The following is a 15,818-nucleotide window of genomic DNA, read 5'->3' as shown; positions in this document are numbered from 1 at the left end:
CTAAAGGATTAAAGAAAAATACGATACTATTCACTTCTCAGATGACATTTACGTCATGAATGGAGGGAGCATGGGCTCTTTAAACGGCCTGGAACTTTTTGTCCAGGTGGTCAGAGCGGGCAGTTTTGTCGAGGCGGCCCGTCTTTGCGGCCTGTCGCCCTCGGCGGTGAGCAAAGGCATCGCCCGGCTGGAGGCGCGTTTAAGCGTCCGTTTGCTGAACCGAAGCACCCGCAGCGTCGCCCTGACGGCGGAAGGCGCCCGCTTTTACGACAGCAGCCAGACTATCCTGCGCGCTGTTGAAACCGCGGAAAATGAGCTGACCCAGATAAAGGAATATCCCCGGGGCAAGCTTAAGGTCAGCCTGGCGGATGAAAGCATGGTATTGCCACGCCTGGCCGACTTTGCCCTGGCCTGGCCGGCGATAGAGCTGGAACTGGATTTTTCCGATCGCATGGTGAATGTTATCGCGGAAGGCTTCGACGTGGTGGTGCGCAGCGGCGCTATCCGTGATTCCCAATTGATGGCCAAAAAACTGGCGGTCTTCAGTTCAAAAGTGGTCGCCTCGCCCGCTTATCTTGCCAGGGCCGGCATTCCTCTGCATCCGGATGATTTACAGCGCCATGCCTGCCTGCATTACCGTTTCCCCCACAGCGGTAAACTTGAATCCTGGCAATTGCTGGGCGTGGATCCGGCATCGGCCAACCCGCTGCCTGTCGCCATGGTGTGCAATAACACTCAGGGACGGCTGAGCTTTGCCCGGCGCGGCGCGGGGCTGGCATGGCTGCCGGATTATATTGTCCGCCCCGCGCTGGATGAGGGCGCCCTGGTCAGCGTACTGGATGAGTATGCCGTCAGGGCGGAGCCGTTATGGCTGTTATGGCCTTCCGGGCCGTACCTGCCGTTAAAGACCCGGGTTTTTATCGATTATCTGGCCGGGTGTTTCCAGCCCGGCGCGAACCTTGCCGGCGGATAGCGCTGTGATGCGCCAGGCTCAGGCCGCGCCGGGCTCGGAATCACCCGCCACGGTCGGACGCCGGTGCGCGGCAAAACCGGACTGCCCCGGCGCAATCTCAGGCCGCAGCGTCAGTTCGGGAATACTATACTCGCCGGCATTCTGCGGACGAAAAGAGAGGGGCGGGGTGCGCCACAGGTTGTCCAGGCGTTGCGCGAGCGTGTCGCTGATAGCCGAAAACCGCGCCTCGTCCATGCGGCCGGTGCGATAGACCAGGAAGGGCGGCAAGACGTCGAACCCGGGATAATAGAGGATCCCGTGTTGGATCGGGAACAAAATATCCTCCATCGGGCCATTGATGCCGCGCGGGCTATAATGCGGCTCCCATCCCCCCGTGGTCACGATCAGCATCGCCCGTTTTCCCGCCATGGCGCCTTCCCCGTAGCGATCGCCCCAGCGCGCGTCGGAGTGTTCTCCCACACCGTAAGCGAAGCCATACGCATAAACGCGCTCCACCCAGCCCTTCAGGATGGCCGGCATCGAGAACCACCACAGCGGAAACTGCAAAATCACCGCATCCGCCCAGCGCAACTTGTCCTGCTCCTGGGCGATATCCGCGCTTTGCCGGCCGTTTTCGAAGGCGAGCCTGGAATCCAGCGAGGGATCGAAGCGCGCGCCGGCCGGTCCGTCCAGGCTATCGTTGGCATCAAGCGCGGCTTTCCACTTCATGGCATAGAGGTCCGATACCTGGACCCGGTGGCCCGCCTGTTCTAAATGGGTAACCGCGAAATTTTTCAGCGCGCCGTTTAAGGATTGAGGCTCGGGATGGGCATAGACGATCAGGATATTCATAGCAGGACCTTGGTGATGGCAAAAAGGCAGAATAGGCCGTATTCAGGTATAGTAGAAATTAATTTATTCTATTCCGGGTATAGCGATGATTAATCTCCAACGGCTGGATCTTAACCTGCTGGTGACGCTGGATGTGCTGCTCGCGGAACATAACGTTACGCGCGCGGCGCGGCGGCTGAACCTGTCGCAGCCCTCGGTCAGCGTCCATCTCGCCAAATTAAGGGAAACCTTTGGCGATCCCCTGCTGCTGCCGGGACCCAGGGGCATGATCCCCACGCCAAGGGCCGAGGAGCTGCGCGCGCCGTTACGGCAAGCGCTTGACGCGCTTTCGCATGCGATGTCGCCCGGCGCGCCCTTTGACCCCGCCACATCCAGCCATACCTGGCGCGTCGCCGCCTCCGACTACAGCGAATCGACGGCGCTGCTGCCCGCGCTGCCGGGATTACGCCTGATGTCCCCCGGCAGCAGGCTGGCGGTGCTCGCGCCGGTGCCGTCGCTTATCGCCCGGCAAGCGGAACAGGGTGAAATTGACCTGGCCTTTCATACCAGCGAAGGATCGCCGCCCGGCCTGCATCGCCGGGTGCTGTTCGCGGAGCGCTATGTACTGGTCGGCCGCGCCGGTCATCCGCGCTTGAAAAAACCGCCGACCCTGGCGCAGTTCTGCGAACTCGATCAGGTGATCGTATCGCCGGACGGCGGGGGATTTTACGGCATTACAGACAAAACGCTTGCCGATCTGGGGCTGGCGCGCCGGGTGGTGCTGTCAGTGCCCCATTTCCTGCTGGTGATGGCGGTGCTGGCCCGCACCGATCTGGTGGCCATGCTGCCTTCGCGCCTGGTGCGCGACGCCACCGCGCTGCGGGTGACCGAACCGCCGGTGGAGGTCGAAGGATTCGAACTGGCCATGCTATGGCACGATCGCGCCCATCACGACCCGGCGCATCAATGGCTGCGCGGCCATATCGCGGCGTCGGTGTAAACAAGGGCCTCGTCTCATCCGGCCGGATGTTTAGGGGGTTTATATCCCGCTGAAAAGTGATCTGTCGCAAAGGTTATTATGGCGATGGTTAAAGAATGTATACTGTAAATATAATCTATTAAATATAGATATTTTATTGAACCAACCCTATCCAGCCGTTTATTTATAAAAATTTGTATTAGCCACAGTATTTACTTTTTTGCGGAGGAATGATGAAAATATTAACCACTGTTGTGCTGGTCCTGTTAATCATTGGCGGATTGAACTGGCTACTGGTCGGACTGTTTCAATATGATCTTGTCGCCGCCCTGTTCGGCGGACAGGCCGCCGTCGTATCACGGATTATTTATGCGCTGGTGGGGCTATGCGCTATTTACACGATCGCGCTGTTGCCGAAACTGCGCACCGCCTGCCACCACGCATAACAACACCGCCTCCCGTCCGCGGCGGGACGGGAACAATAATGACTCTCCCGCCGCGCAGGATGGAAAAACCGATAAATACCCCCGCCCATTCCGGGCCGGGGATATTATTATCACGATTTAAAAATCGACGTTGACCCCCACTTGGAACGAGCGTCCCGGCTCGACGGCCAGCGCCTGGTTGGCGAAATCCTGCCGGGTGACATTGGTTAACTGGCGGCTGCTCAGATAATCCCAGTATTTGCGATCGGTCAGGTTATAAATGCCGCCGCTGAGTTTGACGTTTTTCGCCACCTGCCAATAGGCGGTAAGATCCACCAGGCCGTAACCGGGAATACGCATATAGTCCGTGGTGGCGTCGGTTAATGCGCCACCGCTATTGGTATAGCTTTGGCGGTTGGTGGCGGTGGCCTTTTTCCCCTTCTGGAATGTCGAGGTAAGGGCGGTGCCGTAGCGCCGGCCCGGATCGTCCCAGGCCAGTCCCACAATGGCTTTCATCGGCGCGACGCTGTCTAAATCGACATAGTCGTCGCCCATATAGCTGGATTTGGACTTGCCCTTATTATAACCGAACGCGACGGTGGCGCTTAAGCCATTGACCGATTCAAACCAGGTGCCGAAATTAAATTTGCTGCTGAATTCTCCGCCGTAGATATAGGCTTTGTCGCGGTTCTCAGCTTTATAAGCGACAAAAATATTACCCGGAACGCGGGTAAATTCCCCCGGATTGGCGCTGCGGGTATAGCGGGTATTGGCAATAAAGTTTTTATAGGTGTTGTAGAACAGCGCGCCGTTAAAGGTCACGCCGGGAGTAATATCGCCTTTCAGGCCCCATTCAAAGTTATTACTGGTCTCCGTTTTCAGATCGCTATTGCCAATCAGGGCATATTGCTGGCTGCCGGCATAGCTCGAGCCGAGATTCCACGACCCATATAACTGGCTGGCGTCGGGGAATTGCGCGCCGCGTTTATATTGCAGGTAGGTGGTCATGGCCGGGGTGAGATCGTACAGGAAACTCAGGGACGGCAGTATCTGGGTATCGCTGTTGGTCTTGCCGTACAGGGATTCCACCTCGCCCGGAGTGAGCACCGCGCTGCCCGAGGCCAGGCTGGACAGGTTGGTGGGTTTACTGTTCTGGTAGACCGCCCGCGCCCCGGGCACAATGGCAAAGCCGTGCCCGGCCAGGTCAAGGCTGATGCGGTCCTGAACAAAACCGCCCAGGGTGTAGGTGCGGCTGTCGGCCTCGGGCTGCATAATGGCGGTATAGATGCTCGGGGCCGGGAATTGCGCGAACGGCCGCTCCGTTTCTGATTGACGCGCATTAAGGCCGGCGCTCAGCGCATGAATGCCGACGGTTTTCAGCCAACGGCTATCAAAGCCCCAGGTATCGACATTGTAATCCGACTGCACCCGCTCGCGCGTGGCGGCGGTCAGCGGCATGTCGGTGTTGTCGTGGGCCTCGGCGTTCTGGTAATAGAGCTGCGTATCCAGCTGGTCTACCCAGCCCAGGTCAATCGGCGTCCAGCGATCCTTCACGCTCAGGCTCCAGCGGCGGGTATCGCTTTGCTGCCGGGACGTGCCGATCACGCTGCTGCCCGCGCTGTTCCAGGTATCAAAGTGGGTATGGTTGGTCTTATCGTAATATTCCGCCGTCCCGGTGAACTGATGCTCTTCGTTGGGTTGCCAGATGCCGCTGGTCATGATGGCGGTGGAATGCCAGTTGGCCGGGAAGGCGTCGGCGCTGTCGCTATTGGTCCGCGTCTCCTGTCCGTCCCGGCGGCTTATCACCACCAGGCCCCGCAGCTCCTCATCGCCCGCCGCGGCGGTAATGCCGTTGTGCCAGGCGCGGTTGGCCGAATCATAATCGCTTTGATAACCAAAATAGGTGTTCTTTTTATAGCTCAGGTAATCGTCAGGCGACTTGGGCAGAAAGGATACCGCGCCGCCGATGGCGGTGTTGGCGCGCTCGGTGGGCGTGGCGCCGGAGGCGATATCCACCTGGCCGTACATATAGGGGTCGATATAGTCGCGGCCGATGCCGAAGGTTCCCAAGCCGGCGCGGCTGGCGTAGGCGCGGCCGGTGGCGTTGGGCAAGGGGATGCCGTCCACGTCGATGGCGACGCGGTTGCTTTCCAGTCCGCGGATGTTATAGCCGGTATAACCGCTGCGATCGAAGCCGCTTTTACCCGACGACGAACCGGCGCTTGAACCGGTGGCGCTGATTAACGGCTGGTAGCGCATGATGGTGCCGAAATCATTGCCGCCGTGGCGTTGCATATCCTCCGCGCTGATGCGCGTAGCGGTGCCGGCCTGTTTCACCAGGCGGGGCGCATTGACCTTCATGACATCCTCAACGGCGGCCGGTTCTTTTGCCGGCTGCCCCTTGGCGTCATTATCCGAAGCGGCCGGCGGCACTTTGTTTTCCACGGCGCTTGCATGCCAGGCCGGCAGGGTAAATAGCATCGCCGAAATAAGGGCGTTAAAAGGCCTGTTTCGCCTTTTTTCAGTGAACATAATAGAGCCTCAAAGCGGTCAAATTATAAGTTAATGCTCAACCATTGCCGGAGTATTAGTAAGGGAATAGCTATCCCAATTATTATTATTGCTAAAACGCACTGCATTTAATGACGTAAAAACCCTACGGAAATAAGCAGTATTAGTCTGGCTACCCGTTATAAAAGTCAGGTTTTTGCTTTCCTATTCGCTGACGATAACATTATTTTAATTACGGTTATCTGACGGCTTCAGGCGTTGACGCTTGCTGGCGTGGTGTTATATCCCTAATAAAAAGTGGTGAGCCGAAGGCATATTCACAATTGATAACGATAATCTTTACGATAACAGAAATCATTATCATCTTTATACATTTTTAAGTTATATTTGCAACAGTTTCACTGCGAATGATTTACACGCCCATTAAGCAGGCCCATTCGCAGCCGTATCCCGCTAACATCCGCTTTCGCCGGCACAAAAAGGAACCATGAATGAACCAGCGTTATCAGCATTACCTTGAGCTAAAACAGCAGCATCCGAAAAAATATGCCCGGGAATTGGCGCAGTTGCTGAATATCAGCGAAGCGGAGCTGGCCTGGGCCAGGGTCGGGCATGACGCGCGGCGCCTGGACGGCGATATGCCGGCGCTATTGCAGGCGCTAGCCGCCGTGGGCGAGACAAAATCCATTACCCGTAATGAATATGCGGTACATGAACAGATCGGCCATTACGACAACCTGCGTCTCGGCGAGCACGGCGGCCTGGTCTTAAACCCGCGGGCGTTGGATCTGCGCCTGTTCGTCGGCCAGTGGAACTGCGCCTTTGCACTTATCGAATCGGGTCCGCGCGGCGAGCGCCAAAGCCTGCAGATTTTTGATCATCAGGGCGACGCGGTACTGAAAATCTATGCCACGGAGCAAACCGATCGCCATGCCTGGGAACAGCTTATCGCGCGTTTCGTCAGTGAAGATAATGCGGCGCTGGCGCTGGCGGCGGCGGCGGATAAACCGGCGCACAACGACAGTCCGGATAACCGGCGCATCGAACTGGACTGGCGCGCCATGACCGATGTGCATCAGTTTTTCCCCTTGCTTAAACGCCACAACATTACCCGGCAGCAGGCGTTTCGCGCGGTGGGCGACGACCTGGCCATACGTGTGGATAACCGGGCGCTGAGCCGGGTATTGCAAGCGGCGCTTGCGGATGCCAACGAAATCATGGTGTTTGTTGGTAACCGCGGCTGCGTGCAGATATTTACCGGCGCCATAGAGAAAGTGGTGCCGATGGAAAAGTGGATCAATATCTTTAACCGCCGGTTTACGCTGCATCTGGTGGAAGACGCCATTGCCGAAACCTGGGTAACGCGCAAACCGACCCGGGACGGCATGGTCACCAGCCTGGAACTGTTTGCCGCCGACGGCACGCAAATCGCCCAATTGTTCGGTCAGCGCAGCGAAGGGCAACCCGAGCAGATCGCCTGGCGCGGACAAATGGCCCTGCTGACGCAAAAAGGCCTACCGGCATGAAAAAATGGCTTATCGTTTTGCTGGCCCTGCCGATGGCGGCGCTGGCGCAAACGCGGGTGGTCAGCATCGGCGGCGATGTAACGGAAATCATCTATGCCCTCGGCGCGGGCGACGAGCTGGTGGCGCGCGACAGCACCAGCCAGCATCCCGCCGCGGCCGTCGCCTTGCCCGACGTGGGTTATATGCGCATGCTCAACGCCGAGGGCATCCTGGCCATGCACCCCGGGATGGTATTGGCCAGCGATCAGGCCAAACCGTCGGTGGCGCTGCAACAGGTAGCCGATAACGGCGTCACGGTGGTTACGGTGCCCGGTACGCCCGATATCGCCGTCATCGACAGTAAAATCGCCCGCATCGCCTCGGCGCTGGGCCGGCAAACGCAGGGCGAGACGCTGCGCGCGGATATCCGCCGCCAGATGGCGGCCATCCCCGCCACGCCGCTGCCGGTAAAAGTCCTGTTTATTTTCAACCATAGCGGCATGACCACCATGGCCGCCGGCCAGGAAACGGCGGCCGATGCGGCCATTCGCGCCGCCGGCCTGCAAAATGCCATGCAGGGATTTAAACATTACCAGCCGCTGTCGCAGGAAGGCGTCATCGGCAGCGCGCCGGATCTGGTGCTGATTACCACCGACGGGGTAAAAACCCTGGGCGGCGAGGAGAAGGTCTGGGCGCTGCCGGGGCTGGCATTGACGCCGGCGGGCAAGGCGCGACGGCTGCTGGTTCTGGACGATATGGCGCTGCTGGGGTTCGGCCTTGAAACGCCGGCGGCCATTGCCCGCCTGCGCCAGACCGCTGAAACGCTGCCATGATGCGCCAAGCCCGACCGGGACGGTTTTTACTGTTGCTGGCACTGGTGCTGCTGGCCATGGCGGCGCTGGCGGTAAATGTCGGCGCGATGCATTTGTCGCTGGTTAGCCTCTGGCGCCGGCCTTTTGACGCGGCGCTCTGGCATATCTGGTGGCATATCCGGCTACCGCGCATCCTGCTGGCGGTGATCATCGGCGCGGCGCTGGCGCTGTCCGGCGGCGTGATGCAGGGGCTATTCCGCAATCCGCTGGCCGACCCGGGCCTGCTGGGCATCAGCAGCGGCGCGGCGCTGGCGGTGGCCCTGTCGGTGGTCCTGTCCGTGACGCTGCCGCCGCTGCTGGCGCTTTATTCTCCCATGCTGGCGGCTTTTATCGGCAGCCTGGCGGTGACGCTTATTATTTTTTCCCTCGGACGTCCCGGTCATCGCTCTTTGTCGCGCCTGCTGCTGCTGGGCATTGCCATTAACACCCTGTGCGGCGCGGCCATCGGCGTCTTGTCCTGGATAAGCGACGACCGGCAGCTGCGGCAGTTGTCGTTATGGGGCATGGGCAGCCTGGGGCAGGCGCAATGGCCGACGGTACTGGCCTGCGCCTCCCTGGTGCTGCCCGCCGCCCTGCTGGTGCAGCGTCAGGCGGCGCGGTTAAACCTGCTGCAACTGGGCGACGAGGAAGCTCATTATCTTGGCGTGGACGTGAAACGCACCCAGCGGCTGTTGCTGATGCTCAGCGCGCTGCTGGTGGCGGCGTCGGTGGCGGTCAGCGGCATTATCGGCTTTATCGGCCTGGTAATCCCGCATCTGGTGCGCATGTGCCTGGGGGCCGACCATCGCTGGCTGTTGCCGGGCGCCACACTGGCCGGCGCCGCCCTGCTGCTGCTGGCCGATACCCTCGCCCGCACGGCGGTGGCGCCGGCGGAAATGCCGGTGGGATTGCTCACCAGCCTGCTGGGCGGCCCCTGGTTTTTGTGGCTTATCCTGCGCCGGCGCGGAGGCGAAAATGAATAAGGGCTTAACCGCCGAAGGCGTGGGCTATCGCGTATCCAACCGGACGTTATTAGAGGATATCTCGTTATCGCTGGCCCCCGGCGAGCTGGTTGCGCTGATAGGCCCCAACGGCGCCGGAAAATCCACCCTGCTGCGCCTGTTGACCGGTTACCTGACGCCAGGCGTTGGGGAATGCCGCCTGCTGGGCCGCCCCCTGCGCCAATGGCCGGCGCAGGAACTGGCACGGCAGCGGGCGGTCATGCGCCAGCAAAGCAGTCTCTCCTTTCCGTTTACCGTGGCCGAAGTGGTGGCCATGGGCCGCGCGCCCTGGCCAACGCAGCCAAACCGCGACCGCGTGGCGGAAATCATGGCGTTTACCGGCTGCGATGCCCTGGCGGGGCGCGATTTCCGTCGTCTGTCCGGCGGCGAGCAGCAGCGGGTGCAGCTGGCCCGCACCTTGGCGCAGCTGTGGCAGGACGACGGCCCGGCCGGCTGGCTGTTTCTGGATGAACCCACCTCCGCGCTGGACTTATATCATCAGCAGCATATCCTGCGCCTGCTGCGCCGGCTTACGCAGACCGGCCGCCTGACGGTCTGCTGCGTACTGCACGATCTGAACCTGGCGGCGCTGTGGTCCGATCGGATTTTGCTGTTGCATGAAGGCAGGCTGGCGGCAAGCGGCGCGCCGGGCGATGTCCTGACCGAAGCGCGGCTAACGCGGTGGTATCAGGCGGATCTGGTGGTGCGGCCCCATGCGGAGTATGGGGTGCCGCAGGTTTCGCTGAAACGGTAAATAAGAACGCTCTGGCATCTGTGACCAGTCATGACTCGCGCACAGATGCTGCGCCCTGTCCTCTACGATATTTTCTCCTGCAAACGCTGCGTTATGAAAGCTGTGGCGACCAGCCGCGATGCCGGAGCGTTAGTCTGGACATTATAGCCGTCGCCTATCGTCAGCCCTGGCGGGTGCCGCCCACCACCAGGTTATCCACCTTAAGCGTCGGCTGTCCCACGCATACCGGCACGTTTTGCCCCGCCTTGCCGCACACGGCGGTGCCGCGATCCAGCGCCAGGTCGTTGCCGACCATGCTGATTTGTTGCAGGGTTTCCGGGCCATTACCGGTCAGGGTGGCGCCCTTGACCGGCGCGGTGATTTTGCCATCCTCAATCAGGTACGCCAGGGCGGTCTGGAAACTGTATTGCCCGCTGACGATATCCACCTGCCCGCTGCCCAAATCAGCCAGATATAATCCGCGTTTGACCGAGGCGATAATCTCACCGGGATCATATTGCCCGCTGCGCATAAAGGTATTGGTCATGCGCGGCATCGGCAAATGCGCATAGGACTGGCGGCGGCCGTTGCCTGTGGGCGGCAGCTTCATCAGGCGCGCGCTAAGATTGTCGTGCATATAGCCTTGTAAGACGCCATCTTCGATAAGGGACGTGCACTGTGTCGGCTGTCCCTCGTCGTCCACATTCAGCGACCCGCGTCGTCCCGCCACCGTGCCATCGTCGACGATATTGACCCCCGGCTGCGCCACCCGTTCGCCGATGCGCCCGGAATAAACCGAGGTACCCAATCGGTTAAAATCGCCCTCAAAGCCGTGCCCCATGGCTTCATGCAGCAACATGCCGGGCCAGCCGGCTGCTATCACCACCGGCATGCTGCCGGATGGTGCCGCTACCGCCTCCAGGTTAATCAATGCCTTTTCAACCATAGCGCGCAATGAGACCTGCAGCGCGACGTCATTGAACATGCCGAAATCCCCGCGCCCGCCTATGCCGGTACCGGCCGATTCCTTATTGCCGCGCTGCTCGACCACCACGCCGACATGCAACACCAGCATCGGCCTGATATCCGCTGCCTGATGGAAATCATGACGCAGAATATAATTGACAGAATGGGTTAATTCCAGGCTGGCGGTAACCTGGACGACCCGCGGATCGAGAGCCCTGGTCATGCGGTTAATTTTTTGCAGCAAGCCGATTTTCTGCGCCGCGTCGCACGCCAGCAGCGGGTCATCGTCGATAAAACGCAGCCGTGCCGGGGGGTAAGCCGCAGGCGCTGGCAAAGAGAGCCGGCCCGGCACCGCGATGCTTTTTACCGAGCGGGCGGCCTCTCGCAAATGCTTAAGATCAATATGCTGAGAATAAGCGAACGCGGTCTGGTCATGTTCGACCGCACGCAGGCCGAAGCCCTGATCGACGTCAAAAGAGCCGAAATTCACCACGCCGTTCTCCATGGCCCAGCTTTCACGCCTCAGACTCTGGACAAAAAGATCGGCGTAATCCACCCGGTGCGACAGCACCTGATCCATCACCTCCTGTAGGTGCCCATCGGATATGCCATGCGATTCCAGCAACTGCTGTTTAGCCGGCGCCAGATGGGAGGTGGCTACTGTTTCAATCATGATAAAATTCCTCTGGCTTAGCGTCCTGCCACCTGCAGGCTGTTGATTAACACGGAACCGCTGGTAAAGGCGCCCTGGGTGAAATTATCGGTGCCGACAGCGGCAATACCCCGGAATATATCCGCCAGGTTGCCCGCCACGGTCACTCCGTCAACGGCATGGCGGATTTCACCGCCCTCGACCCAAAAGCCACGCAGGCTGCGGGAGTAATCACCGGTTATCAAACGCGCTCCGCCGCCGCTAAATCCGGTAATCAGAAGACCTGTATGCAGTTTTTTCACCATGGCGGCAAAGTCATCGCCAGGCTGGGTCAGGCTGCTGCGCAGCGTCAAATTGCCCGGTCCCCAACCGTTGCCGGTGGGCGTCATTCCGAGGCGCCGCGCCGCATAGGCCGACAGAAAAAAGCCTGTAAGGTGTCCGTCGTCCACCACCCGCCGCACCGCACCGCCGATACCGTCGCTATCGAACGCCCGGCTGGCGAGCCCCTGCGGGATAAAGGGATTTTCCTCAACGGTGATATGCCCGCTAAAGATCGCCTGGCCAAGCCGTCCGGCGAGAAAACTGTTACGGCGATACAACGCCGCGCCGCCGGCGGCCTGCACCAAATGATCAAGCAGCGTGAGGGCGCAAAGGGGATCGAACAACACCGGACAGCGTCGACTACCGGCCAGCGGCGCGCTATCCAGGGCGGCCAGCGCACCGCTCGCGGCCCGGCGCCCAATAGCTTCCGGCGTCATCATCATCGAAGCAAGATGGGAATGGGAATTACAGAAATCCAGTTGGCTGTGGCCCTGATTTTTGGCCAGCGCCTTGGCGCTCATCACATGGTCGGTTTGCCGCTGGCCCTGGGCGAAACCACGGCTGTTCATCAAAAACCAATGGGACTGACCGGAACGTACCCAAACACCGTCACTCATCGCGCCCTTGCCCGCTGATGAAATACCGGACTCGATACGATGAGCCAGCGCTTGCGCACCGGGCTCGTCCAGATCCCAGGGATGCCATAAATCGAGCTGTCGCGGCTCCCGACATAACAACTGCTCCGGTGGCAGGCCGGTAAATTCATCCTCGCCGGTATAACCGGCGATACGACATGCCGCCTGCACCGTTTCGCGCAGGCGCGCGGGTGAAAAATCGGTGGAGCCGGTGGTGCCCTGATGCTGTCCGCGATAGACGGTGAGCGACATGCTGGACTGCGCATCGCGGGTGCGCGCCCGCAGCCGGCCCTGGCGCATTTCAATCAGCAAGCCGTTGCTTTCGGAAAATATCACCTGCGCATCGGATGCGCCTTCCCGGACAGCCTGCGCTATGACGCTATCGGCCAGTTCAGCCAATTGCTGCTGGTTGTGCGCAAAAGTATTCGGCATGGATGCCTCCTGGTCAAAGGTCATGGTTTAAAAGTCCGGCGCCTCGGCCAGCAGCCGGTTCAACGCCCGCTGGATCTGGGTATTTATTGGTTCGCTGAGCTGGTTGTAATTTTGATGAAAGGCCTTTTCTTTGGCGATAAACGCCGGATTTTGCGCCAGCCACTCCTCTCTTAACAAAGTGATTTCCTCCTGGCTAAGCTTGCCGGCCGGGGACAAACGCTCTTTTTCGGTAAACCAGGCGAAACGTATATCGGGCGTGGCGCGATCATCGTCGCTCCACCCTGCTAGGATCTGCAATTGCTGGAACTGGGCCCAGCTTACGCCAAGGGCTATGTTGCCCCATTTTTCGTCATCGCCGGCGGCGGGCAACGACGAGAGGTGCTGCAAAAGCGTGGCGATGATTTTTTCCAGCTGGCGTTCCGGCTGCTGGTAATCATGCAGCAGCAGATCCGCCTGCGCCTTGATGGCCGACCAGTCGCCCGGTGCCGTCTCACGCCCCGCGAGCCGCCCGGCGCTCAATGCCAGCCAGCGCATGAGCAATTGCCCCAGCCTAGGATCGCGCAGGTAATCAGCCCATGGCGCCGATTCCTCACTCAGCCACCAGTGCATAAATCGCTGCGGCACCAGCCGGTAATCCTTGCCTGGGCGTAACGCGGCGAACAAACCGCCGATCTGCTCCGGGGTCAGGTAGCCGCAGCGGTCCAGCAGCCTACCCAGAGCAATCGGTAACCCGGTAATACGTTCAAAGGCAACGCTATCCGGCTGATGAATCATGGCCGCCATAGTAGTGCCTTTGCCGTCAAGCCAAAAGCTCCCGGGGGCAACAGTAATATCCCCGGCCTTAGCATGTCCGAGGGTGCGTTGCGCGATAAAACCATGCAAGCCCTCATCGCCGTAAAAACTGCTCCACTCCAGCGCCTCCGTCTGACGTACCGGCGGTTGCGAAACGACGTCCACCTCATGAGCCGCCAGCCAGGCATTCAACTGGCCCAGGGATTGGGCACCCACCTGGCGTACCGGTTCCGCCTCGCCTCTGAACAGCAACAGGGTGGGAATGCCGCGCACGCCATAGCGCTCCATGATGGCCGGGTATTTTTCCACATCAATCTTGGCGACCACTAACTTGCCTTTGGTATTATTGGCCAGCTTATCGATAACGGGCGCCATGGCGCGGCAAGGTACGCACCAGGGCGCCCAGAGATCCACCAGCACCGGCAGTCGCGCGCCCGCCAGGTAGTTATCAAAATTGCTATCGGTTAACTCGTTGGGTTTGAGCGACATATAGGTTCCTATAAAATGTTAGCGACCCTGATCGGGTGTCAGGGTTAGGACATGCTGGTGGAAGTGTTCCAGCTCTTTGCGATGGGCCACGCTGATAATGGTGCTGCCGGGCAATTGATCGATCAGCGCCTGGTATAAACGGCGTTCTGTTTCCGGGTCCAGGGCGCTGGTCGCCTCGTCAAGGAAGAGAACCTCCGGGCGATGCAGCAGTACCCGCGCCATGGCCAGCCGCTGCTGCTCGCCGCCGGACAACACCTGCTGCCAGCGGTCGGACTGGGTAAGCGAATCGGCCCGTTCCGCCAGGCAACAGTCCGTCAGCGCCTGGCGGTACTGCCGATCGGTAAAAGCCTCCGGCTCGTCTGGATAGGCCAGCGCGCTTTTTAATGTGCCTACCGGGATATAGCTTTTTTGCGGTATAAATAGACTACGCGCCGTATCCGGCCGGGTGATGCTGCCTTCACCAAAAGGCCATAACCCCGCGCAGGCCCGCAGCAAGGTGCTTTTGCCGCTGCCGGACTGACCGCGAATCACCCAGCGTTCGCCGGCCTCGACCTGCCAGCGCGCTACTTGGCATAATGCCGCGCCGTCCGGACGCCGCAGGGTTAACGCATCGCAGCAAAGCGCTGTGCCCTGGCGCATTAGCTGAATGCCATGAGGCTGGTCGCGGGCTTTGTTTAACGCCCACAGCATATCCCGCAGCCGATTGGCCAGCGCCACCCAGTTAGTAAAGGATTGGTAAGCCTGCGGGAAAAAGGCCAGGGTGCTCAATAGCGTGCCGTAAGCCATGGTGATCTGGGTCAGGCCGCCGAGGGTAATTTTCCCCGACAGCAGTAACGGCAGCGCCAGCAGGGTAGGTAGCGGGGAAAATATCTGGGAGAAAATGCTCTGGAAGAAATTCAGCTTAAAGGTTTTACGCATCATCAACAGGGTATTATTCCGTACCCGTATAAAACGGGACAGTAATCTTTCTCCCTCGCGCTCGCCGCCGCAAAAAAAAGCGATTTGTTCGGCGTTTTCCCGCACCTGCATGCCGAGAAAACGAAAATCGGCTTCTACGGTTTGTTTATTCATATTCACGCCGATCAGCACCTTACCCAGCCAGTGGGCCAGGGCGAGATGGGCAAATGAATAAAGGTACACGGCAAACACCATATAGCCGGGGATAGACCAGGTCCTGCCGCCAAGGGGAAACGACAACGTGCCGGAGAGTCCCCAAAGCATAATAGTGAAAGTGATGACGCTGACCACGACGTTGATAATATTGGTGGACAGGTTAATCGTCACATCGGTAAAGAGATTGATATCCTCGGCGATACGCTGATCGCCGTTGCTGATTAAATTGTCGCGCTCCAGTTGGTAATACGCTGGATGACGGGTCCAGCGTTCTACAAAGCGGGCGGTCATCCAGGTACGCCAGCGCAGCGTCAAGTAATTAATCGCCAACACGCTCACCAGCGGCAATAATACCGTTATAGTGCCAATGGCCAGGCTTCTTACCATCGTAGCGCTGATGAGGCTCCAATTCAGCGCCACCAATGCGTCGGTTAACTGCCCCTGCAGTTTATTTAAAGCCACAAACGCATAGGTGGTGGTGAAATTAATGGTCAGGATGACGGCAATTAATAATATGGCCAGCCACTTTTCCGGCGATACCCAGAAAGGACGGATTAATTGCCATATCCCCGGTCGATTACCATCATTGGGTATTTCTTTTGTAAACTTTTGAGCCGTCATAATGTCCAT

At 59.4% G+C, this 15,818-nt stretch carries 13 protein-coding genes; 7 read left to right on the top strand and 6 right to left on the bottom strand.

Annotated elements, in window-relative coordinates; genetic code table 11:
• The first annotated feature begins 70 nt into the window (after nucleotides 1–70).
• Nucleotides 71–973 carry a LysR family transcriptional regulator gene (locus ACL2XM_RS22015; RefSeq protein ID WP_413727468.1) on the top strand — a complete coding sequence of 301 codons (903 nt, stop codon included), beginning with the start codon at nucleotides 71–73 and terminating at the stop codon, nucleotides 971–973.
• An 18-nt stretch (nucleotides 974–991) separates the two neighbouring features.
• Here ACL2XM_RS22015 and ACL2XM_RS22010 read toward each other — a convergent pair whose 3' ends face one another.
• A complete protein-coding gene (locus ACL2XM_RS22010; RefSeq protein ID WP_413731610.1) occupies nucleotides 992–1,804 on the bottom strand; it encodes an NAD(P)H-dependent oxidoreductase in 813 nt (270 codons plus the stop codon).
• A gap of 85 nt (nucleotides 1,805–1,889) precedes the next feature.
• Between ACL2XM_RS22010 and ACL2XM_RS22005 the strand changes: the two genes are divergently transcribed.
• Together ACL2XM_RS22005 and ACL2XM_RS22000 are read left to right on the top strand one after the other, a co-directional pair.
• Nucleotides 1,890–2,783 carry a LysR family transcriptional regulator gene (locus tag ACL2XM_RS22005; RefSeq protein ID WP_410012904.1) on the top strand — a complete coding sequence of 298 codons (894 nt, stop codon included), beginning with the start codon at nucleotides 1,890–1,892 and terminating at the stop codon, nucleotides 2,781–2,783.
• A 212-nt stretch (nucleotides 2,784–2,995) separates the two neighbouring features.
• Complete coding sequence (locus ACL2XM_RS22000; RefSeq protein WP_413731608.1) at nucleotides 2,996–3,208, top strand: DUF378 domain-containing protein; 213 nt, start codon at nucleotides 2,996–2,998, stop codon at nucleotides 3,206–3,208.
• A gap of 117 nt (nucleotides 3,209–3,325) precedes the next feature.
• Here the strand turns inward: ACL2XM_RS22000 and ACL2XM_RS21995 are convergent, their stop codons facing one another.
• Nucleotides 3,326–5,719, bottom strand: a complete 2,394-nt coding sequence (locus ACL2XM_RS21995) for a TonB-dependent receptor domain-containing protein (RefSeq protein ID WP_413731606.1) — start codon at nucleotides 5,717–5,719, stop codon at nucleotides 3,326–3,328.
• Nucleotides 5,720–6,189: 470 nt separating this feature from the next.
• On the opposite strand from ACL2XM_RS21995, the gene ACL2XM_RS21990 reads away from it, so the two are divergent.
• The 4 genes from ACL2XM_RS21990 to ACL2XM_RS21975 are packed head-to-tail and all read left to right on the top strand — an operon-like array spanning nucleotide 6,190 to nucleotide 9,809.
• A complete protein-coding gene (locus tag ACL2XM_RS21990) occupies nucleotides 6,190–7,224 on the top strand; it encodes a hemin-degrading factor (protein WP_413721731.1) in 1,035 nt (344 codons plus the stop codon).
• Nucleotides 7,221–8,036: a heme/hemin ABC transporter substrate-binding protein gene (locus ACL2XM_RS21985; protein ID WP_413731605.1), complete on the top strand. Its 816-nt coding sequence runs from the start codon at nucleotides 7,221–7,223 to the stop codon at nucleotides 8,034–8,036. The genes ACL2XM_RS21990 and ACL2XM_RS21985 overlap by 4 nt, the downstream gene beginning before the upstream one ends.
• Entirely contained in the window at nucleotides 8,036–9,037 is a 1,002-nt protein-coding gene (locus ACL2XM_RS21980) for a FecCD family ABC transporter permease (protein ID WP_410016678.1), read from the top strand. Before ACL2XM_RS21985 ends, ACL2XM_RS21980 begins: the two co-directional genes overlap by 1 nt.
• The gene (locus tag ACL2XM_RS21975) at nucleotides 9,030–9,809 is read left to right on the top strand and encodes a heme ABC transporter ATP-binding protein (RefSeq protein ID WP_413731603.1); all 780 of its coding nucleotides are present in this window, start codon (nucleotides 9,030–9,032) and stop codon (nucleotides 9,807–9,809) included. The genes ACL2XM_RS21980 and ACL2XM_RS21975 overlap by 8 nt, the downstream gene beginning before the upstream one ends.
• Nucleotides 9,810–9,969: 160 nt before the next feature.
• Here ACL2XM_RS21975 and tldD read toward each other — a convergent pair whose 3' ends face one another.
• From tldD to ACL2XM_RS21955, 4 genes are read right to left on the bottom strand one after another with little or no spacing between them, the layout of a single operon-like run.
• A complete protein-coding gene (tldD, locus tag ACL2XM_RS21970; RefSeq protein ID WP_413731602.1) occupies nucleotides 9,970–11,427 on the bottom strand; it encodes a metalloprotease TldD in 1,458 nt (485 codons plus the stop codon).
• A gap of 17 nt (nucleotides 11,428–11,444) precedes the next feature.
• Entirely contained in the window at nucleotides 11,445–12,794 is a 1,350-nt protein-coding gene (locus tag ACL2XM_RS21965; RefSeq protein WP_413731600.1) for a TldD/PmbA family protein, read from the bottom strand.
• Nucleotides 12,795–12,821: 27 nt separating this feature from the next.
• Nucleotides 12,822–14,075 (bottom strand): thioredoxin family protein, encoded by a 1,254-nt coding sequence (locus ACL2XM_RS21960; protein ID WP_413727462.1) that lies wholly within the window; start codon nucleotides 14,073–14,075, stop codon nucleotides 12,822–12,824.
• 18 nt (nucleotides 14,076–14,093) lie between these two features.
• Nucleotides 14,094–15,809 (bottom strand): ABC transporter ATP-binding protein/permease, encoded by a 1,716-nt coding sequence (locus ACL2XM_RS21955; RefSeq protein ID WP_413727461.1) that lies wholly within the window; start codon nucleotides 15,807–15,809, stop codon nucleotides 14,094–14,096.
• Nucleotides 15,810–15,818 lie beyond the last annotated feature (9 nt).

This window comes from Sodalis sp. RH20 (genome assembly GCF_047324205.1).
Classification (GTDB): domain Bacteria; phylum Pseudomonadota; class Gammaproteobacteria; order Enterobacterales; family Enterobacteriaceae; genus Acerihabitans.
Note: the sequence above shows the minus strand (reverse complement) of the source record. Positions and strands in the feature narration are given on the sequence as shown.